General features: G+C 50.5%; 30 protein-coding genes and 3 tRNA genes. 20 read left to right on the top strand and 13 right to left on the bottom strand.

From position 1 onward, the window contains the following. Window positions 1-33: 33 nt before the first annotated feature. The 7 genes from P0H77_RS03785 to P0H77_RS03755 form a co-directional block, all read right to left on the bottom strand. A complete protein-coding gene (locus P0H77_RS03785) occupies window positions 34-447 on the bottom strand; it encodes an antiterminator Q family protein (protein WP_103678177.1) in 414 nt (137 codons plus the stop codon). Next, on the bottom strand, window positions 447-812 hold the full coding sequence (locus P0H77_RS03780; RefSeq protein ID WP_103678178.1) for a RusA family crossover junction endodeoxyribonuclease: 366 nt from the start codon (window positions 810-812) through the stop codon (window positions 447-449). The genes P0H77_RS03785 and P0H77_RS03780 overlap by 1 nt, the downstream gene beginning before the upstream one ends. Beyond that, window positions 799-2,175, bottom strand: a complete 1,377-nt coding sequence (locus P0H77_RS03775) for a DnaB helicase C-terminal domain-containing protein (protein ID WP_103678179.1) — start codon at window positions 2,173-2,175, stop codon at window positions 799-801. Before P0H77_RS03775 ends, P0H77_RS03780 begins: the two co-directional genes overlap by 14 nt. Next, window positions 2,172-3,050, bottom strand: coding sequence for an ATP-binding protein (locus P0H77_RS03770; protein ID WP_103678180.1), 879 nt, complete (start codon window positions 3,048-3,050; stop codon window positions 2,172-2,174). Before P0H77_RS03770 ends, P0H77_RS03775 begins: the two co-directional genes overlap by 4 nt. A 15-nt stretch (window positions 3,051-3,065) precedes the next feature. Continuing rightward, window positions 3,066-4,010 (bottom strand): helix-turn-helix domain-containing protein, encoded by a 945-nt coding sequence (locus tag P0H77_RS03765; protein ID WP_276163652.1) that lies wholly within the window; start codon window positions 4,008-4,010, stop codon window positions 3,066-3,068. Continuing rightward, window positions 4,000-4,308 (bottom strand): transcriptional regulator, encoded by a 309-nt coding sequence (locus tag P0H77_RS03760; protein ID WP_276163651.1) that lies wholly within the window; start codon window positions 4,306-4,308, stop codon window positions 4,000-4,002. Before P0H77_RS03760 ends, P0H77_RS03765 begins: the two co-directional genes overlap by 11 nt. 167 nt (window positions 4,309-4,475) lie before the next feature. Continuing rightward, window positions 4,476-4,700: a Cro/CI family transcriptional regulator gene (locus P0H77_RS03755; RefSeq protein ID WP_276163650.1), complete on the bottom strand. Its 225-nt coding sequence runs from the start codon at window positions 4,698-4,700 to the stop codon at window positions 4,476-4,478. A 91-nt stretch (window positions 4,701-4,791) separates the two neighbouring features. Here P0H77_RS03755 and P0H77_RS03750 point away from each other — a divergent pair, with 91 nt between their 5' ends. The 14 genes from P0H77_RS03750 to P0H77_RS03680 all read left to right on the top strand — a co-directional run bounded on the left by P0H77_RS03750 (window position 4,792) and on the right by P0H77_RS03680 (window position 10,911). Then, complete coding sequence (locus tag P0H77_RS03750) at window positions 4,792-5,499, top strand: LexA family transcriptional regulator (protein WP_276163649.1); 708 nt, start codon at window positions 4,792-4,794, stop codon at window positions 5,497-5,499. A gap of 163 nt (window positions 5,500-5,662) precedes the next feature. Then, window positions 5,663-5,959: a hypothetical protein gene (locus P0H77_RS03745; RefSeq protein ID WP_276163648.1), complete on the top strand. Its 297-nt coding sequence runs from the start codon at window positions 5,663-5,665 to the stop codon at window positions 5,957-5,959. A gap of 65 nt (window positions 5,960-6,024) precedes the next feature. After that, complete coding sequence (locus P0H77_RS03740; RefSeq protein WP_276163647.1) at window positions 6,025-6,411, top strand: S24 family peptidase; 387 nt, start codon at window positions 6,025-6,027, stop codon at window positions 6,409-6,411. A gap of 106 nt (window positions 6,412-6,517) precedes the next feature. Further along, window positions 6,518-6,883 carry a hypothetical protein gene (locus P0H77_RS03735; protein WP_276163646.1) on the top strand — a complete coding sequence of 122 codons (366 nt, stop codon included), beginning with the start codon at window positions 6,518-6,520 and terminating at the stop codon, window positions 6,881-6,883. Next, window positions 6,876-7,130 carry a hypothetical protein gene (locus P0H77_RS03730; protein WP_276163645.1) on the top strand — a complete coding sequence of 85 codons (255 nt, stop codon included), beginning with the start codon at window positions 6,876-6,878 and terminating at the stop codon, window positions 7,128-7,130. Before P0H77_RS03735 ends, P0H77_RS03730 begins: the two co-directional genes overlap by 8 nt. 189 nt (window positions 7,131-7,319) lie before the next feature. Beyond that, window positions 7,320-7,733, top strand: a complete 414-nt coding sequence (locus P0H77_RS03720) for a hypothetical protein (RefSeq protein WP_276163643.1) — start codon at window positions 7,320-7,322, stop codon at window positions 7,731-7,733. After that, entirely contained in the window at window positions 7,733-8,311 is a 579-nt protein-coding gene (locus tag P0H77_RS03715) for a hypothetical protein (RefSeq protein WP_276163642.1), read from the top strand. Before P0H77_RS03720 ends, P0H77_RS03715 begins: the two co-directional genes overlap by 1 nt. A 10-nt stretch (window positions 8,312-8,321) precedes the next feature. Beyond that, window positions 8,322-8,600 carry a hypothetical protein gene (locus tag P0H77_RS03710; RefSeq protein ID WP_276163641.1) on the top strand — a complete coding sequence of 93 codons (279 nt, stop codon included), beginning with the start codon at window positions 8,322-8,324 and terminating at the stop codon, window positions 8,598-8,600. Continuing rightward, window positions 8,593-9,423, top strand: a complete 831-nt coding sequence (locus P0H77_RS03705) for a BRO family protein (RefSeq protein WP_276163640.1) — start codon at window positions 8,593-8,595, stop codon at window positions 9,421-9,423. The genes P0H77_RS03710 and P0H77_RS03705 overlap by 8 nt, the downstream gene beginning before the upstream one ends. Further along, window positions 9,420-9,986 (top strand): hypothetical protein, encoded by a 567-nt coding sequence (locus P0H77_RS03700; RefSeq protein ID WP_276163639.1) that lies wholly within the window; start codon window positions 9,420-9,422, stop codon window positions 9,984-9,986. Before P0H77_RS03705 ends, P0H77_RS03700 begins: the two co-directional genes overlap by 4 nt. Further along, a complete protein-coding gene (locus tag P0H77_RS03695; RefSeq protein ID WP_276163638.1) occupies window positions 9,983-10,207 on the top strand; it encodes a hypothetical protein in 225 nt (74 codons plus the stop codon). The genes P0H77_RS03700 and P0H77_RS03695 overlap by 4 nt, the downstream gene beginning before the upstream one ends. Then, entirely contained in the window at window positions 10,204-10,404 is a 201-nt protein-coding gene (locus P0H77_RS03690) for a hypothetical protein (RefSeq protein ID WP_276163637.1), read from the top strand. Before P0H77_RS03695 ends, P0H77_RS03690 begins: the two co-directional genes overlap by 4 nt. Continuing rightward, window positions 10,404-10,781 (top strand): hypothetical protein, encoded by a 378-nt coding sequence (locus P0H77_RS03685; protein WP_276165036.1) that lies wholly within the window; start codon window positions 10,404-10,406, stop codon window positions 10,779-10,781. The genes P0H77_RS03690 and P0H77_RS03685 overlap by 1 nt, the downstream gene beginning before the upstream one ends. Next, window positions 10,765-10,911 carry a hypothetical protein gene (locus P0H77_RS03680; RefSeq protein ID WP_276163636.1) on the top strand — a complete coding sequence of 49 codons (147 nt, stop codon included), beginning with the start codon at window positions 10,765-10,767 and terminating at the stop codon, window positions 10,909-10,911. Before P0H77_RS03685 ends, P0H77_RS03680 begins: the two co-directional genes overlap by 17 nt. A 191-nt stretch (window positions 10,912-11,102) precedes the next feature. Here P0H77_RS03680 and P0H77_RS03675 read toward each other — a convergent pair whose 3' ends face one another. The 4 genes from P0H77_RS03675 to P0H77_RS03660 all read right to left on the bottom strand — a co-directional run bounded on the left by P0H77_RS03675 (window position 11,103) and on the right by P0H77_RS03660 (window position 14,215). Next, window positions 11,103-12,308 carry a site-specific integrase gene (locus P0H77_RS03675; RefSeq protein WP_276163635.1) on the bottom strand — a complete coding sequence of 402 codons (1,206 nt, stop codon included), beginning with the start codon at window positions 12,306-12,308 and terminating at the stop codon, window positions 11,103-11,105. A gap of 386 nt (window positions 12,309-12,694) precedes the next feature. Further along, window positions 12,695-13,372 (bottom strand): pyrimidine 5'-nucleotidase, encoded by a 678-nt coding sequence (gene yjjG, locus P0H77_RS03670; RefSeq protein WP_276165035.1) that lies wholly within the window; start codon window positions 13,370-13,372, stop codon window positions 12,695-12,697. Window positions 13,373-13,386: 14 nt separating this feature from the next. Beyond that, window positions 13,387-13,833, bottom strand: a complete 447-nt coding sequence (rimI, locus tag P0H77_RS03665) for a ribosomal protein S18-alanine N-acetyltransferase (RefSeq protein WP_276163634.1) — start codon at window positions 13,831-13,833, stop codon at window positions 13,387-13,389. Then, entirely contained in the window at window positions 13,802-14,215 is a 414-nt protein-coding gene (locus P0H77_RS03660) for a DNA polymerase III subunit psi (protein WP_176920251.1), read from the bottom strand. Before P0H77_RS03660 ends, rimI begins: the two co-directional genes overlap by 32 nt. A gap of 103 nt (window positions 14,216-14,318) precedes the next feature. On the opposite strand from P0H77_RS03660, the gene rsmC reads away from it, so the two are divergent. The 4 genes from rsmC to P0H77_RS03640 all read left to right on the top strand — a co-directional run bounded on the left by rsmC (window position 14,319) and on the right by P0H77_RS03640 (window position 15,854). Next, window positions 14,319-15,350, top strand: coding sequence for a 16S rRNA (guanine(1207)-N(2))-methyltransferase RsmC (gene rsmC / locus P0H77_RS03655; protein WP_276163633.1), 1,032 nt, complete (start codon window positions 14,319-14,321; stop codon window positions 15,348-15,350). Window positions 15,351-15,533: 183 nt separating this feature from the next. Further along, window positions 15,534-15,620, top strand: a tRNA-Leu gene (locus P0H77_RS03650). Window positions 15,621-15,648: 28 nt separating this feature from the next. Beyond that, window positions 15,649-15,735, top strand: a tRNA-Leu gene (locus tag P0H77_RS03645). A 33-nt stretch (window positions 15,736-15,768) separates the two neighbouring features. Next, window positions 15,769-15,854 (top strand) — tRNA-Leu (locus tag P0H77_RS03640). 26 nt (window positions 15,855-15,880) lie between these two features. Here the strand turns inward: P0H77_RS03640 and P0H77_RS03635 are convergent. Continuing rightward, window positions 15,881-16,159 (bottom strand): DUF1435 domain-containing protein, encoded by a 279-nt coding sequence (locus P0H77_RS03635; RefSeq protein ID WP_276163632.1) that lies wholly within the window; start codon window positions 16,157-16,159, stop codon window positions 15,881-15,883. Between the two features lie 210 nt (window positions 16,160-16,369). On the opposite strand from P0H77_RS03635, the gene P0H77_RS03630 reads away from it, so the two are divergent. Both P0H77_RS03630 and fhuF read left to right on the top strand, forming a co-directional pair. After that, window positions 16,370-17,434, top strand: a complete 1,065-nt coding sequence (locus P0H77_RS03630) for a GGDEF domain-containing protein (RefSeq protein ID WP_276163631.1) — start codon at window positions 16,370-16,372, stop codon at window positions 17,432-17,434. A gap of 95 nt (window positions 17,435-17,529) precedes the next feature. After that, entirely contained in the window at window positions 17,530-18,321 is a 792-nt protein-coding gene (gene fhuF / locus P0H77_RS03625) for a siderophore-iron reductase FhuF (RefSeq protein ID WP_276163630.1), read from the top strand. Between the two features lie 38 nt (window positions 18,322-18,359). Here fhuF and P0H77_RS03620 read toward each other — a convergent pair whose 3' ends face one another. After that, on the bottom strand, window positions 18,360-19,697 hold the full coding sequence (locus P0H77_RS03620; RefSeq protein WP_276163629.1) for a PTS sugar transporter subunit IIC: 1,338 nt from the start codon (window positions 19,695-19,697) through the stop codon (window positions 18,360-18,362). Between the last annotated feature and the right edge of the window lie 26 nt (window positions 19,698-19,723).

The following is a 19,723-nucleotide window of genomic DNA, read 5'->3' as shown; positions in this document are numbered from 1 at the left end:
ACAACTCATAGCAGAATAATTGCGGTTTTGTAATTACACAACCCTTTTAAGCCTCACTGGAAGAACATTTTCTTTTCGGCATTCCCGGTCCATCTCAAGCTTGATATCGAGAGTGCACAAGCATCCCTGAATAAAGCTTTCCGCCGACTGCAGGCGCACTGAAACGTGATTATGGGAAATACCCAGTTTGGCGGCCATTGCTCGCAACGTCATATTTTCGATGTAATGCCATTCAAGCAGCGCACAAAGGTATTCATCGTGCTTTCTGAGGCGGATCATTGCCTCGTTGATAAACATCCCGTCATCATCACAGCATGACGGACGCCCGGCCCTGCTGGCAGGAAGCAGGCTAGAAAGGCCCGCCGCAATGCGTGGATAGCCGATATTTCCTTTTCCGCTTGCTGCCCATACTCCCCAGCGTTCAAGTACCATCTGAACATCACGCATTAGGCCGCCCTCTCATTTGTTGAAATTAAAATCTGCCCTGTCTCACCCCAGCGCTTGGTTACCCGCACAGCCCAGATATGTGCATCATCTGTAAACAGAGCATCCATAAGTGCCTTGAGCATGTTGTCTGCATCGGGCTTTTGCTGGTGCGCCTGACCTTTCATCGCTGCGCGTTTCTTCTGGCTCCAGCTGGCAGGCATGGGAATGACAAATGTGATGTGCCCGCCAGTTTCCGGCATCACCAGCCCGTTCAGGCGAACTTCATCGCAAAAAGCCCGGTAGCGCAGAACCACATCCCGTTTTTTCCATTTATCTGCACGCGTCATGCGCGGCTTACCCATTGGAATAATATTAAAAATCTGCATATGTCGACTGGCTCCCTTTCGAATAGCGACGCGCCTGAGCCCTTACTTGTGGCGCAGTTCTGGCTTTTGCCTCATCCTGATCGATAGGGAGGAAATGACCGTTGAAGAACCGGCGATACACTGTGCCCAGCTCGCCATTTCGCTGTTTGGTGATGTTGATCTCAGCGATACCTTTTGCCGGAGATTCTGGGTTATAGACCTCGTCACGATAGAGCATCATAATTAAGTCAGCGTCGGCCTCAATTTCACCGGAGTTTTTAAGGTCAGAGTTCATTGGGCGTTTGTTCGGGCGTGATTCAACGCCGCGCGAAAGCTGGCTAAGCGCAATAACAGGTGTCTTGTTCGCTTTCGCCAGGCGCTTGAGTCCTTTGGAAACGTCGCCAACAGCCAGATCGTACCGCGCTGTGCTTTGGATTTTGATAAGTGCCAGATAGTCTACTACCACCAGCGCGATTTCCGGATGAGCCATTTTCCAGCGGGTTGCGGTACGGGAAATTTGCTCTACCGTCAGATCGTTGGCATCGACCATCCAGATATTACGTCCAGTAAGGCGAGCTACACCTGTCGTGAGACGTGCCCAGTCTTCATTTTCAAATCGGTCAACAGCTTTTAAACGCGAAACAGGCATTCCACCAGCCGCGGAAACCATACGCTCGCCGATCTGAATATTGGCCATTTCCATGCTGAAAAAAAGTACGCCATGCCCCTGCTCAGACACTTTGTCAATAATGTCCAGCGCCAGCTCCGTTTTGCCCATCGAAGGCCGTGCAGCGATAAACACCAGATCGGTGATATCAATACCCCCAGTTTTTACATCCAGATCTTCAATGCCGGTAAGCAGCGAGCGCCCTTCTTCCAGCCCTTGCATTCTTGCTTCCACACGTGAAACGACTTCAGGCAGTAATTCATCAATATGAACGGGGTTCACGCTTTCGCCATTGATATCAATGACGGACATAATCTGCTTTGCTGACTCCATTGCCGCAACTGCCGCAGCACCATTGGTAGCCTCACGCATGGCTGCTAACGCTTCTGTCATAGCTTTCTCAGCGTCGCGGATTGCTGCATTACGGATCAGGATTAATACGTATGAACCCAGCGCTGATTTTGCCCAGGGAATATTTGATGCGGACATAATTACCGCACTCAGTGCCGGAAGTGTCTCGCAAAGTAGTAACGGATCAATAATCCCATTACGTGCCTGTCCGCAAATTCCTCGATAAATTTCACGGTACTGGTGAACCGAAAAAACGCTCGCAGGCATGCGTGACAGGATATCCAGTACCTCTGGATCTGCACCCCGCAGGCAAATCGCGCCGATAACAGCGCCTTCAAGATCGTCATTTCTCCAGACCTGGCTCATGCTACCACTCCGCTAATACTGCGATAGCTACCCCAGCCAAATGCAAGGCGGTTACGACCTCCATCCGTTACCCGGTCAACAATACGCTCCCCTATGGTTTCCTTTAGCTGGTCAAAGGTCAGATTACTGATGAGGATCGTTGGCAGAATACTTTCATAACGGGCGTTAATTACCTCCTGAAGGATAGTCATTTCTGCCGGGCTGCCGAACTGTACACCAACCTCATCGATGATCAGCAGATCCAGCGTTGTGAAATATTCAATGACCTCTTCTTCAGTGCTCTCGGCGTTGTGCCGCCATGTGCGTTTTACAGAGCGGGTAAGGCGCATAACGTCAGTAATTTCCACCCTGGCCTGGTGAGCGCGAATAATATTCTTTGCCATTGAGACAGCCAGGTGGTTCTTACCTGTACCGCAGTTACCCGTCATAACGAGACCGGTTCCGGCGTTGAGGCGATCCGGCCAACTGGCGGCGTAACGTTGGCATACAGACAGGTTTTGAGCAGCATCCTGATTCACGGCCTGGTAGTTATCAAATTCACAGGCTTCGAAGCGGCGCGCAATACCGGCATTGTCCAGCAGGTCACTCACACGCAGCTCCCGCAGCGCGGCTTCGGTCAGGGCAATCTGATCCCTGACGCACTTCGGACAGGACGAGTAAACGATATTTTCAGCGCCGCGAAGGGCTTTGCCGATCAGCGCCATGCGTTTGTAATCTCCGTGAATGTCACATGAGACCGTGGTGATCTCGCCAGCATCCCAGCTGCTCCACCGCCATGGTTTTTTATGCTCCACTGCAAACTCAAGTTCTTCGGTTAATGCGTCACGCTTAGCCAGCAAATTATCTCTTTCTTCACGCTGTTTGATGTTCAACATTCAAAATCTCCTGAGTTACCAGTTGCAGTCTGTTTTGCCATAGTCCTGTTCACTAAACCCGGATACCGGCAGCATTCCAGGACGCCCACCTCCCGGAGCGGACGGCGTCTGCCAGGACTCTTCGAAATGGCGATCGGGACCAAAGAACGTTACTGCCTGCTTGACGTATTGAGTGCCAGTATTGCCTGTTGCGCGGACGTATGCTGCATAACGCTTTACGCCTTCCAGCATGTCATCTGGCCTAACCCCCTCTTTCAGCCGTGCTTTCCATGCTTTGTAAGCTGATGCTTTGGGATTACCACCAGCGCGTTTAGGGTATACCTGCCAGGCTGTTTCAAAATCAGGTGAATAATCCTGCTTTGCATTGGGTAACGGCTCATCGGCTTTAGCCGGTGTGCCAATACCTTGTGGATCATGTTTTGAATTTACTTGTGGATCATGTTTTGAATTTACTTGTGGATCTGGGGTCAGATTCTGACGGGTGAAAACGCTGTTTTTGTCAGAATCTGACGGGTGAAAGCCGTTTGAACGTGCAGAATCTGACGGGTGAAAGCCGTTTGAACGTGCAGAATCTGACGGTTCATATTTTGGAGGTTCAGAATCTGACGGGTGAAAATCTTTAGCCCTGCGTTGCTGTCTCAGCATTGTTACTTTGTCCTTCTCAATTCGTGCCAGAGCCTCAAGGCGATCTGCATTCAGGTGATAAAGATTGGACGTGTTGCGATTACCTTTGCGACGAGATTCCCGGCGTAACCAGCCAGCAGACTCCAGTTCTGCAATAGCCGTTCTGACTGTGCTTTCTCCCAGGCCCAACTGGCGGCAGATGGTCTCAACGCTCGGATAGCAGACCCCGTCATCGTTCGAGTAGTCAGCCAGTCTGGCCATAATCACCAGCTTGGCACCCTTGATGTCGTGAGCAGCGCAAGCCTCCCAGACGTTTCCGAGAATATTACTGCTCATATCGGGCCTCGTTCACGATTATGGTATAGCCGCGCACAGGCTCGATCCTGACGGTAGCCTCTAGCGTCACCTCGTCCATCTTTCTCATTTGCAAATAACCAGCCCGCTCAAGCACCTTTAGCTCTTTGAACATTGCCTGACGTGAACAGCAGCAAAAGTTAGCCAGAACATCATGATCAATTTTACGTTCACCCAGACCATCTAAAGAGCCAGCAGCCAGAACGCGAAGCATGATGAGCCTGTGAATTGGCTTTGCAAATTGATGACTGTTAACGAATTCATATACTGACTGGCTCACTCTGAAACCCTCTTGAAATACTGTTGAAACTTCCGGACAGGCTGCATGCATTTATACAGATCCCTCTGTCTGGTGAAATAAATCTACTGCTTTTGCCGGTTACAGCCGGTGACATTCACCCGCACACCACGTGGATTACGGTAGGCGAGATCCATATGCTGAACGGGTTAATCTGCTGTATGGTCTAACCCCATCAGACGCCGCGAAGATTTCTGTTTTGCTGGAAACGGCTTAGTTTCAAAGGCGGCGATATGCCCCTCTTCGATCTGAACAAAAATACTTCGTCCAGATCTCAATGCTTTGCTTATTGCAATCTGGGTGACACCCAGTCGCTGGCCTGCTCTTACCTGGCCTATTTCTGAAACGTAGTCTTTGAGCGATATAGTCATCATGTCTGTGCCCACTTTTTTAGTATCACAAGTACTATAATAGATAGTACTATCAGTAGGAGACATTTTCAAACTAAAGGTATTAAAATAAATTATGAAAACGACAAAGCTCCTGACGACAGAACAGCTTGAAGACGCAAAGCGCCTTAAAGCTTTGTATGAGTCCAAGAAAAAAATTTTCGGCTTAACCCAGCAGCACATCGCTGATCAGATGAACATTACTCAAAGTGCCGTAGGCCATTATTTAAATGGAAGAAATGCATTGAACATCAGTTCTGCGGTAATGTTCGCAAAGGTACTGGATGTTGAGGTTGAAGAGTTCAGCCCAAGATTAGCTAGAGAACTCAATAACATGCATGCATATGCTAAAAATGTTGAATTCCTATCTGTGCCAAAGAAATCCACTTCATATCCGATGATAAGCTGGATCAGTGCCGGAAACTGGACGGAAGCGGTTGAGCCATTTGGGCCAAAAGATATCGACGAATGGCTTGATTCAGACGCCCATATCGAAGGGGATGGCTTTTGGCTCCGTGTCCAAGGTGACTCAATGACTTCGCAAAGTGGAATAAGCATTCCCGAAGGCATGGCAATCTTAGTGGATACAGGAAAAGAGCCCAAGAACGGCAGCTTAGTTGTGGCTAAACTAGACGACACAAACGAGGCAACCTTTAAAAAGTATGTTATTGATAGTGGAAGGAAATATTTAAAACCGCTGAATCCAAGTTACCCCTTACTGCCTATAAACGGCAACTGCAGAATTGTTGGGGTCGTCGTCGAGGCAAAATACAGATTCGCTTGATCCCCCCTTTGCCATAAAGCCGGTTTTCCGGCTTTTTTTCATAAAAATTTCATTCCAAATCAAATATTAATACCTTTGGTTATTAATATTTTCTAATTTTAGTATTGCAAATACTAAAACCTAAAGTACTATTAACTCATCGGCAGACAACGGAGCCTATGAGATGAATAAAACATCACACCCAAAGCCAACCAGCCAGGGATTTGACATTCACGCCAAGCTCAGGGCGGCCAATTCTCATTGGTCTTATCTTCATGCAACACAACCTCATGATGAAGGTTTTAATTATCAATTTATAACAACTCTTGTCGATGAAATAGAGTTCGCTGTATACGAGCGCATCGATGGATATTTTGTACTTGTCGATTTTTTCAAGTCATATAACGAGGCATGTGAAGAGGCAAAATCAATCATTGACAGTCACCCAGACATAAAAAAAATTTTCACCTCCAATCAATAAAAATTAAACACCTGAATAACTAATACCTTAACAGGTGGGGACAAACTCACTCTGAGGAAATGTAAATGACTAACGCCGTCGCAATTAATCATCCAATTGAAACGCCTCAAATGCTGTTCGGCTCTGACAACATTAATGATTTTGGTAATCGTGTTAAAAGTTGCAGGATGGACGGAGATTCAATGCAGCCAACTATTGAACCTTGTGAAATTGTTGGTTTCATTGATTGCGGCGGTCGGGTTTTAACTCAGGGTATTTATGTATTTACAAGGGAAATTTTTGGAAGAACTTGCGTATTTATTAAACGCATAGAGCCTCTGGACAATGGCGCGTTAAATATAATTTCTGACAACTATCACTACCGTGCATTTATTCTCACTCATGATGAACAAAGTGACATGCAAATTCATGGGCGTGTGGTTGCTTCTCTGGCGGTGAGGCGTTTCGTATGACATTCATCAAAGACAAAGCAGCATATAAAGTAGCCCTGCTATACGCTGCCAACGGTCAGGAAGTAATTGCGTCACTCTACCTGCGTAAAGCTTACGGGAGATGAATATGGATAATGTGATAAACACATATCGCCGCCGAATCATGAAGGCAGCATTATTACGCCACCAGCGCAAGACAGGCAACTACTTCCTAGTTATTAAGCTCAATAAAGGCGGTATTAACACGGTCGAGTTAACAGAGATTCTTCTGGATGGTTTATTACGAAAATTCGAAAGGCTCGCTATCAGTGAGTATGGAAATATCGAAGGCGTAAAAGCTATTAAGGGAATTTACAGCAGCTCTGTTGATGTAAATGGTAGCGGTGAATTCCTGACAGAAAGCGGTAAGGAGTTAATCGACGAGCTTATTTCTGAGCTGGTTGAGTTCGTTAAAAAGCATGAACCAGTTAATGCGGAGACTGAAAATGACTAATCAGCAAACGATGCTCTATCAGGGTGTGCAGATTCCGCGCCCAGTATTGAACGTGGATCTGCATGTCCTCCCTGATTTTACAGGGCGGGTAGTCCTGCACATTCAAAACGGGAGGGTGATATGCGACCGCCGGCTGCTGGATGATGAACACATTTGCTCACTGGCAACGTTTATCGAAATGGCACGCGACATGGAGCTGAGGATTGAGGAGGTAGCTGGTGGCACTGACAGCGATACGAATTCCTGAATGGGTTCATGGACAGGCGGTTCACATTCTTCGCCAGTACCGGGCCGGCAGAATCCATCCCCGCCGAATGTACAAAACCGGCCATCTGAGCCTGAAAGTAAATCTGCGCTGGCGGCTGTTGTCCCGCGATGGCGGCCAGAACTGGGCAGTAATGAGTCACGAAAGATATAGCAAATTAAAGGACAGAAAATGAAAAACAACCGCACTAATTCTGCAATTGACCAGGCGATCAGAATCTATGAAACCCCTGCTGGTCCGTTATTCGTTGCTGCCCGGCATGGCCGCATCAAAAAGTGTTTCACCCGCGATACAGCGATCCGCTACCTCGCATTCTTCATGACAACTCAGGCGTTTGGTATGTCGGGTTTCAAACAGCGGCATCCACAAGTACGCATTGATCGTGACGATATGGAAATCTGGCGCGACGGAGAAACTACCGCTGAGTATCTGTCTGCCCACCAGCGTTGCATGCGCCGTCTGCGTCGAATCCTTGCCCGCAAACGTGCAATGCAGAAATGGCATGAGCGCTGGGAGTCCATGCATGACCGCTATGTGAAAGATGTTGCAGCGCTTCAGGCCAGTAAACCAGCGGGGATGAACTGATGAACGATAAGAAAATTAACCCTGTGGCCACTCCCAACGGAATTCGGACTGGAAACCGTGTTATCGGCTGGTCAGGTGCGGTTCGTCAGTTTGACAGCTCTTATTTCGATCATCGCACACATGAAGGTTTTCGCTGGCAGTTGTGCATTCAGGATGCAAAACAGGCTGGATGGATCCAGTTTCCGGTCAGGAAGGAAATCATTCTCTGTCGCTGGCTGGTTGCAACTGTATTCATCAATGAGGAGCGCGACAAAAACGGCACCGTTGATGTTCCGAATGAAGATGGTGGCTTTGACCGGGCGGTTATCTTTCTCGGCGAGCGCGGCGGCATGAGTATTTACCCCGGGCCGGTGCGCTTTGCTATGTCCAGTCACATCGAGTCTGTCGCTATCGAAAAATACGGGCGTGAAGAAGGACTGGCGCTGGCGTTGCAGATGTACAGGGGCATGGTGGAATTCCACCCGGAAAAAGGATTCGCGTTGAGTGCTTTTGGCCGGGAGGCAATGGACCGGTTGCACAACGGCTTTATCGCGCAATTACAGACCGAAGGCGTGCCAGGCGTGCCGCTTATGCAATGAGGGAAATGATGTGAAAAATGAGCTTATCAGCATGTGGTACCGAGTCACCTTTATGGTGACAAGAAAAGGTGATCGCTGTGAATACACGATCTTTACCCAGGGTAATAGTGAGACTGGCGCAGCCGTTAATGCTGCGGTCAGCATTTGTGAAGGCCGGGACGGACTCAGCAGCCCTACCCTACAGTCGATCCGTGTAGCCACCTATGGCGAGGCGGATTCACTCAATGCTGAACTCGACGTGATTGCAGAACGTGAAGCAAAGGAACTGGAGGAAGAAAGCGATGAATAACCAACTGATGACCTTTAGCTCTGATGAGCTGAACTTTTCGATGAGCGGAATTCTTTATGAAGGGAAGCCAGCCTTTGACGCTGTAGAACTTGCTAAATCCCTTGGATACACAAACCCAGCCAAAGCGCTGAAAGACCATTGCAAGTCTCTGATTAAACTTGATTATAACGAATCGTTAGAATTGGGTTTTGGTGATAAACCGCGTGGAACCCAGCTTGCAGGTCAGGCTGATTTGTTCCGGCTTATCCTGCGCAGCCAGCTTCCCTCCGCTGAACGTGTGCAGGACTGGGTTTGTGAGGATGTGCTCCCCGCCATCATGACAACCGGGACTTACAGCAAAGAAGCGTCAGTCGTTAAATCACACCAGCAGGAGATCAGCATGAATAACGATATTCTTTCGTTGGCCCGAGTGGTTGCCGAAGCGACAGCATCAGCGACGATGAAGGCGGTAATGGAGGTTAGCGGTGCGAACCTGGTTACTGCTGCGCCTGCATCCCCAGCAGTACCGCAACAGCGCATCGGTTCGAATGAATTCGTGAATACCGATACTGAATTCGTTCCGGTACATAAGATTTCGTGGGAAACCGGTCTGTCCGATCCTTCCTGTCGTCGCCTTGTTCGGTTCGCAAACCTGCCATCCAGACAGTTACCTGGCGTCCGTGGTCTGTGTGTGCATCGTGAATCATTCCTGCATGCCTTTCAGGTGCTGCTGGAGGAATCGTCCCGTCCGAGTGGTAAGCGCAAGCGCTGGCAGAATCCTGAGTTTGGCGGGTTCGTTCTGCGCAAAGACCCGAAAGAGGTCTTCGCGGGGGCAGACGCATGATCATCCAGTCGAAACTTATCCGCGCTGCCCTGGTGTGCGCTGCTAAAAACGATGTCCGTTACTACCTGAACGGGGTACACATCACTCCGAAACATATCGAGGCAACTAACGGGTATGTCGCGTTGCGCATGGAGCACGGCATCCGGACGAAGAAAAACATCATCGTTCAGTTTGAAGGACCGGTTCCGGCGAAAGCAGAAACTACCGAGCTGGTATTAAACAAAGAAGCGTTCGCCATTCATCGTGACGCCTACGAACGCCGGATCTCAATTAGTGGCATCAAACTTGTCGATGGTCGCTTTCCTGATATGGATCGCGTTATTCCGGGAAAAATCGACTTCGGCATCAATCCAGTTATTCAGGCTGAATATCTTAGCTACCCGCAGAAGATGTTCGGGCGCGAGAAGAAGTTCATTCCCGTTCAGTTGCGGCCCTCTGGCGACCTTACCGGGGTGCGAATTCAGTTCGATCCAGTTATCAACGCCATTTATGGCAACCCAGAGTTCGTTGTTATGCCCTGTACGGATGACACATTTAAAGTGATTGAGGAGCTTCTGAGATGAAAATCGAATTTAAGGACCAGGGCGCGGTGTCGAAACTTGTCATTACCAGCACTGTGTTTGAGTTCCGCCGGCACAATCTGGTGGTCGACATCACTCTGTTTATGGTCCAGGGGCTTTCCTCAAGGCGTACCGGTTTCTTCTGCATGAAAACCGTTATTTCCGGTCCATCAAACCGCATGCTTCGGGCATACAAAATTGCATTACAGGAGATTTCACGATGAGTAATGGCAAATACCAGACAATTCCCCGCCCGGGCGCTGCCATGACCTACCGCCAGCACCTGGTTGCCATGCTTGCGCCGGTCATTCTGGATGCGTTCCTGAATCAGGACGCATGGTGTGATTATGACGAGATGGCAGGCAGCCTGATGCATGCGGTTGACGCCATTATTGAAGCAGAACAGGAGACAACAGAGTGATGCAGAAAACACATATCGACACTAACAACCTTAACACTGTTGTTGCCTGTCTCGAACAACTGGCGAACGCGGAAATGGCGCAGTTGAGTATTGAGCAGCAGATCGAACAGTCATACGGCACTGTTGGGTCAAGCGCATGGAGAAAGAGCGCTGAGAAGGCGCTGCGCACGGTAAAAGCCAAACGTCGGCTGGTCACTGCCCGCCTGGCGGTCCTGCGTCAACTGGAAAAAGAGCAAAACGTGCAATCGCACCAGCAGCACAATGATTACCTCATTGCAGAATTGCGCGACATTGTGACGCCATCATCCTTCGCACGATGTGCACAGCGCGCCCGTGAAAAACTGGAAGAGGCTCAGAATAATGAACCGGGAATTTGAGATGTGGGTCCGGCTCCGTTATGGCGGGCGGTACGACGTTACGCGAGATATTAACGGTTACTATTGCCGGGAAGTGGTTAAGCGGATGTTTGATGTGTGGTGCCACTGCCGTGGCCTGAATGTGGTGTGAGGTGAGTATGAGCGATTTAATGACAACTAAACAGGTGGCCGACTACTGCGGAGTTTCCGTATCAACAGTGCTTCGCTGGAACAGCATAAATGGAAAAACGGGACAGAAGTACCGCCCCGAGTTCCCGGACCCGGATATTAAATCCTGTCCCAACAAATGGGCGGCGCATAAAATTCAACGGTTCGCCGGGGTTACACCTTAACAATGGTCTCAACCCGTTCCCACCACGCCCGGTAAGCTTTTCGCTGTGCTTCGAGATAATCGCTCTTGTCATAAACCTGCCAAACCCCTGGCAGTTTATGACCGAGCATTATTTCAGCCACATGTGGCTCTGTCAGGTCAGAAAAATTAGTTCTTGCGGTTCTTCTCAGATCGTAAAGCGACCAGTGAGGAAACTGATATCCTAGTCTCCGCCAGGCATACTTAGTCAGGTTGTATGGCAAAGACTGGAGAGATGATTTGCCAACAGGTTCGCGACTATTCTCTTTAGTGAAAAGCATATCTGAACCATTGTTCATCGAAATGGAATGCTTAATCAATTCTTCTATCGGCTCTATTATCGGTCTCTTCAATGGCTTTCCTGTTACCGTTCCTGTTTTATGCCGTTCTGGCGGAACTGTCCATACCTTGCTGAGCATGTCGAAATCACTAACCCTTGCACCGATTAGCTCAGCAGGCCGACAACCAAAGTGCAGCAACAGTTTTATAAAGGCCCGATACTTTGGAACCATGCGGGAACCTTCGATAGCAGCATACAGAATTCTGATTTCTTCATGGCTAAGGAATCTCTCACCCTGCCCTTTTTTGATGTCCATGTCCTTACTGGTTATGTCGGACAGCGGGCGGTTCTCCACCAGCTTTCTCTTATAAGCCCATGCATGCGCCTGCTTTGCGTTAACCAGCAAACGATCAGCAATACCAGGCAGCTTTAGGCTTAGCGGCTCCAGAACCTCCAGCCAGTCATGCAGACTAGCGGCATCATGCGGCATGCTTCCTATTTTGGGAAAAAGGTGGATTTGAAAGGATCGAAGGATTTGATCCGCGCCTTTTTTATTCTTGAGGCAATAGGTGTCGTACCAAACCGTGATAGCCGCTTCAATGGTCAGCGCTCCAGTAGCTTTTCTCTTCTCAGCCAGGCGGACCAGTTTCGGGTTTCTGTTTGCCTCAAGTTCTCCGCGAAGCCGGATCACCTCGTCTCGTGCTTCTTTAAGGCCTGTGGCGGGATAAGTTCCGATATCCATACGCTCGCCTCTTCCCGCCCACTGATAGCGGTACTGAAAAACCACGCGCCCTTTCGGTGATACTCTGACAGATAAGCCATCCCGATCCGACTTCACTATAACCTTTTCGCGTTCCTTGCCCGTTACCGAACGTAACCACGTATCCGACAGTGCCATAGCCCACCTTGTACAAACTAAAAAAACTTATCTGGTTTGTACATTATGTACAATAGCATGTACAGAAATTTGGCGAAAGTAATCGAATTAACAATGATTCAAATGAAAGGAATTGGTATGAGATGAAGAATGAAAAGCCACGCACACCAACATGTTATATGGATTAGTGAAAGGAGTTTGAAGAATAATGATGGATTTGAATTTAGTTAACGGCAGGTAGCTTATAGGGGTGAGAGATAATGGCAAAAGTACGGCGCTTCGCCACCTCTTGCAAATAAGGAGACAACGTCATAGTTAACATCTTCTGTGTAGGTGCGCGGCAGCAGGCCACGCAGCGTAAAATACGAAAATTGCGGCTATTGTACTCAAGAGCATCGGTCAGACAATCAATGTTTACACAGGAGCTGCTCCAGTTCGCGTAATGAGGTGACGGTCCAGGTCGGCTTAAGGTCCGTTGGCAGGACGTGACCATGCGCATTCAGCCAGCAGGTCGATAGTCCGGCATTGATGCCGCCGCGAATATCCGACTCGGCGGTATCGCCTACCATCAGCACCCGGGAACGATCCGGATTGCCCGCCTGCGCCAGCGCATAATCAAAGATCCGCGCATCGGGCTTGGCAACGCCGACTTCTTCAGAGACGATCAGGAGATCAAAATAATCGCGCAGGCCGGTGCGTTCAAGGCGAATTTGCTGTAGCGCGGTGAAACCATTGGTAATGATCCCGAGCTTTGCTTTACCCCGTAGCGCATCAAGCAGCGATACCGCGCCCGGCAGCGGCGCACAGATTTCGGCCATCGCATTTAAAAAAGCAGCGTTAAGGTCGCCCGCCGGGACGCTCAGGCGTTCGGACCAGCCCTGAAAACGCTGATGCTGGAGCTGAAGCGACGTGATGGCGCCGTTCTGATAATCCACCCACAGCGGCTTATTAACGGCCTGGTAGTCCTGGAAATCGTCTGCGGTGAAGGTCACGCTGTAGTCGAGAAACATCCGCTGTAAGCCGCCGAACGAATCAAAGGTAAACAGCGTTTCGTCCGCGTCAAAAAATATCCAGTCCCACGTCATCATTTCACCTTTTGTTACATGCTTATTGGCAGCGCCATTATTATGGCGTCTTCCCGCCCGTCGGCGGTGGGGTAATAGTTGCGGCGGATCGTCGCTTCGTTAAAACCTAAATGTTCGTACAGCGCGATGGCGGCGGCATTAGACGCGCGTACCTCAAGCCACAGCGTGACGACGCCGCGTTTTTCCAGCGCATCGATCAGGTGTTCGAGCAGCTCACGTCCGAATCCCCGCCGTTGAAAAGCCGGGTGAACGGCAATATTGAACAGCGTGGCTTCATCCAGCACCACCTGAGTGATGGCAAATGCCGCCATTTTTCCCTCAGTAATGAGCTGGTAGTTGAGATAGCGATCGCCCTGATTACTCGCGAAGGTAGTTTCACTCCACGGAAAGGCGTGGGCGCGCTTTTCAATTTCCCAGGCGCGGGCGAAATCAGTCGTGTTGAGGAAAGAAATCGTGTTCATAAGTGCAAATTTGTTGCCATAGCGCGGCACGGGCCGCCGGATTAGAACGTAAGTCAGCCCAGGTCGGCGTTGCCATTTGCGCGCCCTCAAGCAACACCGGCTCGTCGGTGCCCAGACGCCAGCTATTACAGCGGCTGCCTTCAGGCAACATGGCAACCCGATCCGGCGTCAATTGCAGGACCTGATCGGGCGTCAGAGCTAAAGCCCGCAGAATATCGCGGATTAACGGTTCATTAAGCGCGGGCAGATCGTTGCCAGCCATCACCAGACGTACGTGCGCCGGCAGCGTAATGGCGATTTCACCCTGTAGCGCGCCGGGACGGCGTAGCGACCACCGGGTGATGCCCAGCTGCTGTAATTGCCACTCTCGTCGGGTTGTCATAGGTGAGCGCTCCTGTCTGTCAGGGGCGCAAATATAGCAAATTCGTCGAAACTGCGCCAACAAACCTCTATAATCGCCGCCAGGTATAATAGAGGAACCTTTCATGTCTGCTTTTACTCCGGCAAGTGAAGTCTTGCTGCGCCACAGTGATGATTTCGAACAGAGCCGTATAATTTTTGCCGGTGATTTGCAGGATGACCTGCCCGCTCGCCTTGAAACGGCATTCAGCCGCGCCCATACGCAAATGTATCATCACTGGCAGGTGCTGGACCGCCAGATGGGCGATCGCGTGCGTTTCAGCCTGGTTGCTGAAGCGGCGGATGTCGCCGACTGCGATACGCTGATTTACTACTGGCCGAAGAACAAGCCGGAAGCACAGTTTCAGTTGCTGAATCTGCTGTCTCTGCTGCCCATCGGCACCGATATTTTTGTGGTTGGTGAAAATCGCAGCGGCGTGCGTAGCGCCGAGCAGATGCTGGCCGATCTGGCTCCGCTCAACAAAATTGACAGCGCGCGCCGCTGCGGTCTGTATCACGGTCGTCTGGAAAAACAGCCGACGTTTGATGCACAGGCGTTCTGGAATGAGTACGCTCTTAACGATCTGACCATCAAAACGCTGCCGGGCGTCTTTAGCCGCGACGGTCTGGATGCAGGCAGCCAGCTTCTGCTCTCCACGCTCACCCCGCACACGAAAGGTAAAGTGCTGGATGTCGGTTGTGGTGCAGGCGTGCTGGCAACGGTGCTCGCCAGCCACTCGCCTAAAGTGCGTCTGACCTTGTGTGACGTCAGCGCTCCAGCGGTAGAAGCCAGCCGCGCAACGCTTGCCGCTAATGGACTGGAAGGCGAGGTTTTCGCCAGCAACGTCTTCTCCGACGTGACGGGGCGTTTTGACATGATTATTTCCAACCCGCCGTTCCATGACGGGATGCAGACCAGCTTTGAAGCCGCGCAAACGCTGATTCGCGGCGCGGTTCGTCATTTAAACAGCGGCGGCGAATTGCGGATTGTGGCTAACGCCTTCCTGCCTTATCCCCAGGCGCTGGATGAAACCTTCGGCTTCCATGAAGTGCTCGCGCAAACGGGTCGCTTTAAGGTGTATCGTGCGATCATGACGCGTCAGGCGAAGAAGTCATAACGACCCGCTAACCCGCGCGGTTAACGCCGGATAGCGCTTCGCTTATCCGGCCTGTAACCGCCGTCAATAAATGACCGTTTTTGCAGCAATTAAACGGTCCTGCGCAATTAACTATTGACGAAAAGTTGAAAACATCTAGAATGCGCCTCCGTGGTAACGATACTTTTTGAGTGTCGATGGTATGCGAAGGTGGCGGAATTGGTAGACGCGCTAGCTTCAGGTGTTAGTGTCCTTACGGACGTGGGGGTTCAAGTCCCCCCCCTCGCACCATAATCCACGTTGATATTGCTCGCACTGGGCGAAGGTGGCGGAATTGGTAGACGCGCTAGCTTCAGGTGTTAGTGTTCTTACGGACGTGGGGGTTCAAGTCCCCCCCCTCGCACCAACGAGGCGATATCAAAAAAAGTAAGATGACTGTGCGAAGGTGGCGGAATTGGTAGACGCGCTAGCTTCAGGTGTTAGTGTCCTTAGGATGTGGGGGTTCGAGTCCCCCCCCTCGCACCAGATATCTTATCTTTTCCCTTCCTTTCTTATCCCATAAGTTTCAGATTCATCATCACCAGCATCATGCCACCGATCAGCACCATGCCCGACGGCAGAAGAACAAAATGACGCAGCCGCTTGTGCCAGATCATACCCGACGTCAGCAACAGCCCCAGCACAATTAATCCGCGCCAGACGCTCATAGACAGATCGGCAAATGTCAGACCCGCAATAATAATGCCGGGGATCAACACCCCCCAGCCACTTCCCAGCGCTCGCTGCAACATGCTTCCGCCTCTCACAGTGATAATGATAACCAATATCATATGGCATATTTTCTCATTTGTCAGCGCTAATTAAAAAAGCAGCAGCACATTTACTTACGCGGTAATGACAGACATTCCTTAAGGTGATAAATTGTGCGCCCTAAAAACGAGACCTATGAATACCTGATATTTGCGCCTGTTTTCACGCGCGTTATTTTTCCTTTTGGCGATGTACACTTTTAACCCCAAGTAAAATAACGAATTACTGATATGACAGCACACACATGGCGGTCCCTGAAGAACAAAAAATATCAGCTTTCCCTGCGGCTTTTTTTGTTCCTCAACATAATCTCAACCATCTTTATCATCCTCAGCCCGCTTTATAATGCTCGCGCGCTGACGCTGCCGATAGGCATTATTACCCTGGTAAGCACGGGGTTACTGGTATGGCATGCGCTGTATCCACATAAGAAAATAAATATAAATGTTATTTCGATAGCCTCGGGTTGCCTGTGGGCCTGGCATGTCGCCATTAAATATGCGCAGATCGATCCGTCAGATTTTAGCTATCTGATTATTGCCTTATTAAGTGTGCTATTTATTGGCACGATCTCGTTTCCCAATAACATTAGCGCTTTCACCCTGCACTCGTTGCCGATATTTTTAACCTGTCTGTGGCTTAATGATGGCGAATTGTGGCCACGCATGGTGTATTGCTTTGCTCTGCCGATGGTGGGGATCGCGATCCAGCACGTTATTCAAAAACGTAATGATAACTTTGCGCAAAGCCTGATGTATAAACTGCTGGAAGAGCGGGAGACGCTAAACGATCTCAGCATGCTGGACCCGCTTACCGGATTATATAACCGGCGTGGCCTGAAAAACCGCCTGGATACGCTTCTGACAATCGACTCCGGACAGCACTACGTGCTGCTGATCGACATCGACCATTTTAAAGCTTACAACGATCACTATGGGCATATGATGGGTGACCAGGCGCTGATCCGCGTCTCCGCGGCGATCCGCGATGCCGTACGCTCGCGTGATATCGTCACCCGGTTCGGCGGCGAAGAGTTTATGGTGCTGGTGACTAATATCGATGCAGCCCGGGCCAGGGACACCGCCGAGCGCATTCGCCAGCAGGTCTACGATCTGAAAATACCGCATATGTTTAACGAGAGCGTTGCGACCAATGTTACCGTGAGTATTGGTATTGCAGATTTGCAGGGTGATGCGGTCGACCTTGCCCTCGAAAATGCTGATAAAGCGCTGTATGAAGCCAAGCATCTGGGGCGTAACAATATTCTGAGCAGCGACGATATCTGCTTCGCCTGAACATTCTTTGTGCAACGAAAAAGAGTTGCGATCGGATTTATCTATAGTTAGGATTGGCAATCATTATCATTTAGATTCCTATCCTTACTTTACGTATGACTTATCGTTCCGCATCGATTACTGAAAATGTTATCTGGCTGGCTCCTTTTACCGAGAAGAGAGTAACGCTGGCGGACGCTATACGTAACACCATCGCAGAAAACCGGGCGCATATGCTCGATTTCATCCGGCTTGACGAGTTGCCGCCCGTCCATGCGATGACGCTGGCGACCTGGTCGCGCCCGGCAGAGTTAAAACGTCTGCTGGCGTTGTATGGCGATCATATCTACCGCAATCAGCCCTTGTTGCCACGTGAAGACAAACCGCTGATTTCGCTGTGGGCACAGTGGTATCTCGGATTGCTGGTCCCACCGCTGATGCTGGCTCTGCTGACCGGACAACACGCACCTGACCTTTCACCTGAACATTTTCACGTTGAGTTTCATGAGACGGGCCGCGCGGCCTGCTTCTGGATCGATGTTATTGACGATCCGCAAGGCACAGCGCTCTCCCCTGTTAAACGTATAGAAAAGCTGGTGACTCAGGCGTTAATCCCGGTCGTGAAAGCCCTCGAAGCGACGGGAGACATTAACGGCAAACTTATCTGGAGTAATACGGGTTATCTGATTAACTGGTATCTGGGTGAGATGAAACCGCTACTGGGCGATGCGCTGACGGAAACGCTCCGCCAGCATATTTTCTTCAACAAAGCACTTGCAGATGGCAGCGATAATCCGCTGTGGCGCACCGTGGTTCCACGCGATGGACTACTGGTACGTCGTACCTGCTGTCAGCGTTACCGCCTGCCGGATGTTCAGCAGTGCGGCGACTGCACATTGACCAAATAACCTGCCCGGTAGCCTTGCGCCACCGGGCAATATTGATGTTATGCGACCTGCTCCTCTTCCACGCGTGCGGCTTCCTGCGCTTCCTGCTCCAGCAATTGTTTCTCGTATACTTTAAAGAACGGGAAGTAGATGATCGCCGAGACAATCGCCAGAACGATCACCAGGATGGCAGCGCGGAAATCCCAGCCCAATGCCCATGCCGCACCAATTGGCGCTGGCGCGGTCCATGGTACGACCGAGATAACCCGACCAATCAAATCCATCTTCATCACGCCCCAGGCGAGAATGGCGTTAACCATCGGAGCCAGCAGGAAAGGAATGAAGAACACCGGGTTCATCACGATAGGCGTACCGAAAATCACCGGTTCGTTGATGTTGAAAATACTTGGCACAATACTCAGGCGACCAATCGAGCGTAAGTGGGCAGAGCGGCTACGCAGATAGCAAATGACCAGCCCCATGGTGGCGCCGGAGCCACCCACCACGATAAAGAACGTCCAGAATGCTTCCATAAAGATATGCGGCAGCGGTGCCCCCTGCGCCAGCGCACTCTGGTTCATGCCCAGGTTAGTCAGCCAGAACATTTGCAGCATCCCGGAGACAATCGCTGCACCGTGGATACCGGCAAACCACAGCAGGTGGCCGATCAATACCGCCAGCAGAATGGCCGGCAGAGAATCTGCCGCTGAAACCAGCGGTTTAAAGATCGACATAATCGCCTGCGGGATCAACATGCCAAACTCGCTCTGCAACCACAGACTCAGCGGATAAAGCGTTATTACCACCACCAGAATCGGGATCAGCAGATCGAATGAGTTTTTGATCATCGGCGGCACTGCGTCCGGCAGACGAATGCCAATATTATGCGCTTTCAAAAAACGCATGACTTCGACACAATAAATCGCGACCAGAATGGCCGTGAAAATGCCTGTGCCACCGAGGCTATCGACCGGCAGCGCGCCGTTTGTTTTCGGTGAAGCCACCAGCAGAAAGGCCATGATCGACAGCATCGCGCCCATAAAGGGATCGAGCTGGAATTTCTTCTCGTAGTGCTTACCCAGGTTGTAGGCAATGGCCGCGCAGATATAGATCGACATAATGCCCATCGTCATATCGAACGGCGTCAGGATACGACTTTCGTACTGCTTCGCCAGATCCAGCCAGGCACGCGCAAATCCCCAGGTGGTGTCCGGGGAGAACGGCGGGTACACAAAAACCAGTAAAAACGATCCGACAATCATAAATGGCATGGCGGAAATAAAACCATCCTTGATTGCCATGACGTGACGCTGCGCAGAAACGCGTCCAGCGATGGGACTGACGTAGTTCTCAACGAAGCGGAATATCAGATTAAACGCAGCATTGTTAGCAGACATAGCAGCCCTCCTGACAGGCTATAGAC

The organism is Superficieibacter sp. HKU1, assembly GCF_029319185.1.
Taxonomy (GTDB): Bacteria; Pseudomonadota; Gammaproteobacteria; order Enterobacterales; family Enterobacteriaceae; genus Superficieibacter.
This window is presented reverse-complemented; position numbering and strand designations above follow the sequence as displayed.

Bases quoted from the DNA above. Each gene is read 5' to 3' on its own strand.
- P0H77_RS03730 (WP_276163645.1), top strand. From the start codon at position 6,876: ATGACTAATCAGCAAACGATGCTCTATCAGGGTGTGCAGATTCCGCGC.
- rsmC (WP_276163633.1), top strand. From the start codon at position 14,319: ATGTCTGCTTTTACTCCGGCAAGTGAAGTCTTGCTGCGCCACAGTGAT.
- P0H77_RS03720 (WP_276163643.1), top strand. From the start codon at position 7,320: ATGAAAAACAACCGCACTAATTCTGCAATTGACCAGGCGATCAGAATC.
- fhuF (WP_276163630.1), top strand. From the start codon at position 17,530: ATGACTTATCGTTCCGCATCGATTACTGAAAATGTTATCTGGCTGGCT.
- P0H77_RS03770 (WP_103678180.1), bottom strand. From the start codon at position 3,050: ATGTTGAACATCAAACAGCGTGAAGAAAGAGATAATTTGCTGGCTAAG.
- P0H77_RS03735 (WP_276163646.1), top strand. From the start codon at position 6,518: ATGGATAATGTGATAAACACATATCGCCGCCGAATCATGAAGGCAGCA.
- P0H77_RS03755 (WP_276163650.1), bottom strand. From the start codon at position 4,700: ATGATGACTATATCGCTCAAAGACTACGTTTCAGAAATAGGCCAGGTA.
- yjjG (WP_276165035.1), bottom strand. From the start codon at position 13,372: ATGACGTGGGACTGGATATTTTTTGACGCGGACGAAACGCTGTTTACC.
- P0H77_RS03765 (WP_276163652.1), bottom strand. From the start codon at position 4,010: ATGAGCAGTAATATTCTCGGAAACGTCTGGGAGGCTTGCGCTGCTCAC.
- P0H77_RS03715 (WP_276163642.1), top strand. From the start codon at position 7,733: ATGAACGATAAGAAAATTAACCCTGTGGCCACTCCCAACGGAATTCGG.
- P0H77_RS03630 (WP_276163631.1), top strand. From the start codon at position 16,370: ATGACAGCACACACATGGCGGTCCCTGAAGAACAAAAAATATCAGCTT.
- P0H77_RS03775 (WP_103678179.1), bottom strand. From the start codon at position 2,175: ATGAGCCAGGTCTGGAGAAATGACGATCTTGAAGGCGCTGTTATCGGC.
- P0H77_RS03635 (WP_276163632.1), bottom strand. From the start codon at position 16,159: ATGATATTGGTTATCATTATCACTGTGAGAGGCGGAAGCATGTTGCAG.
- P0H77_RS03695 (WP_276163638.1), top strand. From the start codon at position 9,983: ATGAAAATCGAATTTAAGGACCAGGGCGCGGTGTCGAAACTTGTCATT.
- P0H77_RS03740 (WP_276163647.1), top strand. From the start codon at position 6,025: ATGACTAACGCCGTCGCAATTAATCATCCAATTGAAACGCCTCAAATG.
- P0H77_RS03705 (WP_276163640.1), top strand. From the start codon at position 8,593: ATGAATAACCAACTGATGACCTTTAGCTCTGATGAGCTGAACTTTTCG.
- P0H77_RS03620 (WP_276163629.1), bottom strand. From the start codon at position 19,697: ATGTCTGCTAACAATGCTGCGTTTAATCTGATATTCCGCTTCGTTGAG.
- P0H77_RS03750 (WP_276163649.1), top strand. From the start codon at position 4,792: ATGAAAACGACAAAGCTCCTGACGACAGAACAGCTTGAAGACGCAAAG.
- P0H77_RS03745 (WP_276163648.1), top strand. From the start codon at position 5,663: ATGAATAAAACATCACACCCAAAGCCAACCAGCCAGGGATTTGACATT.
- P0H77_RS03675 (WP_276163635.1), bottom strand. From the start codon at position 12,308: ATGGCACTGTCGGATACGTGGTTACGTTCGGTAACGGGCAAGGAACGC.
- P0H77_RS03680 (WP_276163636.1), top strand. From the start codon at position 10,765: ATGAACCGGGAATTTGAGATGTGGGTCCGGCTCCGTTATGGCGGGCGG.
- P0H77_RS03660 (WP_176920251.1), bottom strand. From the start codon at position 14,215: ATGACAACCCGACGAGAGTGGCAATTACAGCAGCTGGGCATCACCCGG.
- P0H77_RS03780 (WP_103678178.1), bottom strand. From the start codon at position 812: ATGCAGATTTTTAATATTATTCCAATGGGTAAGCCGCGCATGACGCGT.
- P0H77_RS03690 (WP_276163637.1), top strand. From the start codon at position 10,204: ATGAGTAATGGCAAATACCAGACAATTCCCCGCCCGGGCGCTGCCATG.
- P0H77_RS03685 (WP_276165036.1), top strand. From the start codon at position 10,404: ATGCAGAAAACACATATCGACACTAACAACCTTAACACTGTTGTTGCC.
- P0H77_RS03700 (WP_276163639.1), top strand. From the start codon at position 9,420: ATGATCATCCAGTCGAAACTTATCCGCGCTGCCCTGGTGTGCGCTGCT.
- rimI (WP_276163634.1), bottom strand. From the start codon at position 13,833: ATGAACACGATTTCTTTCCTCAACACGACTGATTTCGCCCGCGCCTGG.
- P0H77_RS03785 (WP_103678177.1), bottom strand. From the start codon at position 447: ATGCGTGATGTTCAGATGGTACTTGAACGCTGGGGAGTATGGGCAGCA.